Source organism: Pseudoalteromonas shioyasakiensis (assembly GCF_022398475.1).
In the GTDB taxonomy this organism is placed as follows: domain Bacteria; phylum Pseudomonadota; class Gammaproteobacteria; order Enterobacterales; family Alteromonadaceae; genus Pseudoalteromonas.
Genome location: NZ_JAKEVM010000257.1, coordinates 1 through 2,278, shown reverse-complemented (window position 1 = coordinate 2,278; position 2,278 = coordinate 1). Strand labels below are relative to the sequence as shown.

1 rRNA gene is annotated in these 2,278 nt (G+C 51.5%); it reads left to right on the top strand.

The window, feature by feature from the left end:
* A 23S ribosomal RNA gene (locus L1D51_RS21250) occupies positions 1-2,246 on the top strand; the annotation flags it as partial.
* Between the last annotated feature and the right edge of the window lie 32 nt (positions 2,247-2,278).

The following is a 2,278-nucleotide window of genomic DNA, read 5'->3' as shown; positions in this document are numbered from 1 at the left end:
TAGTTGCAAGGTATAGACCCGAAACCCGGTGATCTAGCCATGGGCAGGTTGAAGGTTGAGTAACATCAACTGGAGGACCGAACCCACTAACGTTGAAAAGTTAGGGGATGACCTGTGGCTAGGAGTGAAAGGCTAATCAAACCGGGAGATAGCTGGTTCTCCCCGAAATCTATTTAGGTAGAGCCTCGGACGAATACTTACGGGGGTAGAGCACTGTTAAGGCTAGGGGGTCATCCCGACTTACCAACCCTTTGCAAACTCCGAATACCGTAAAGTACTATCCGGGAGACACACGGCGGGTGCTAACGTCCGTCGTGAAGAGGGAAACAACCCAGACCGCCAGCTAAGGTCCCAAAGTCATAGTTAAGTGGGAAACGATGTGGAAAGGCCCAGACAGCCAGGAGGTTGGCTTAGAAGCAGCCATCCTTTAAAGAAAGCGTAATAGCTCACTGGTCGAGTCGGTCTGCGCGGAAGATGTAACGGGGCTAAACTATGCACCGAAGCTGCGGATTCAAAMTTTGTTTGAGTGGTAGGGGAGCGTTCTGTAAGCCGTTGAAGGTGWACCGGGAGGTWTGCTGGAGGTATCAGAAGTGCGAATGCTGACATGAGTAACGATAATGCGGGTGAAAAACCCGCACGCCGGAAGACCAAGGGTTCCTATCCCATGTTAATCAGGGTAGGGTAAGTCGACCCCTAAGGCGAGGCCGAAAGGCGTAGTCGATGGGAAACGGGTTAATATTCCCGTACTTGGTATAATTGCGATGGGGGGACGGAGCAGGCTAAACAAGCATGGCGTTGGTTGTCCATGTGAAAGTGAGTAGGTTGAGAGTTTAGGAAAATCCGGACTCTTAAGACTGAGACACGAGACGAGCACCCAAGGGTGTGAAGTTGTTGATGCCATACTTCCAGGAAAAGCCTCTAAGCTTCAGATTATACCGAATCGTACCCCAAACCGACACAGGTGGTCAGGTAGAGAATACTAAGGCGCTTGAGAGAACTCGGGTGAAGGAACTAGGCAAAATTGTACCGTAACTTCGGGAGAAGGTACGCTCCTATCTGTGATGAGACTTGCTCTYTAAGCGGACGGGAGCCGCAGTGACCAGGTGGCTGGGACTGTTTATTAAAAACACAGCACTGTGCAAAATCGCAAGATGACGTATACGGTGTGACACCTGCCCGGTGCCGGAAGGTTAATTGATGGGGTTAGTTTTCGGACGAAGCTCTTGATCGAAGCCCCGGTAAACGGCGGCCGTAACTATAACGGTCCTAAGGTAGCGAAATTCCTTGTCGGGTAAGTTCCGACCTGCACGAATGGTGTAACCATGGCCACGCTGTCTCCACCCGAGACTCAGTGAAATTGAAATCGCAGTGAAGATGCTGTGTACCCGCGGCTAGACGGAAAGACCCCGTGAACCTTTACTACAGCTTGGCACTGAACATTGACCCTACATGTGTAGGATAGGTGGGAGGCTTTGAAGCAGAAACGCTAGTTTTTGTGGAGCCGTCCTTGAAATACCACCCTTGTAGTGTTGATGTTCTAACGTTGGYCCCTAATCGGGRTTACGGACAGTGCCTGGTGGGTAGTTTGACTGGGGCGGTCTCCTCCCAAAGAGTAACGGAGGAGCACGAAGGTTGGCTAAGTACGGTCGGACATCGTACGGTTAGTGTAATGGTAGAAGCCAGCTTAACTGCGAGACAGACACGTCGAGCAGGTACGAAAGTAGGTCATAGTGATCCGGTGGTTCTGAATGGAAGGGCCATCGCTCAACGGATAAAAGGTACTCCGGGGATAACAGGCTGATACCGCCCAAGAGTTCATATCGACGGCGGTGTTTGGCACCTCGATGTCGGCTCATCACATCCTGGGGCTGAAGTCGGTCCCAAGGGTATGGCTGTTCGCCATTTAAAGTGGTACGCGAGCTGGGTTTAGAACGTCGTGAGACAGTTCGGTCCCTATCTGCCGTGGGCGTTTGAGAATTGAGAGGGGTTGCTCCTAGTACGAGAGGACCGGAGTGAACGAACCGCTGGTGTTCGGGTTGTCATGCCAATGGCACTGCCCGGTAGCTACGTTCGGAACTGATAAGCGCTGAAAGCATCTAAGCGCGAAGCAGGCCTCGAGATGAGTTCTCACTAGACTTTTAAAGTCTCTGAAGGGCCGTTGAAGACTACAACGTTGATAGGCAGGATGTGGAAGTGGTGCGAGCCATTAAGCTAACCTGTACTAATTACCCGTGAGGCTTAACCATACAACGCCAAACGCGTTTTATGACAGCGTAAC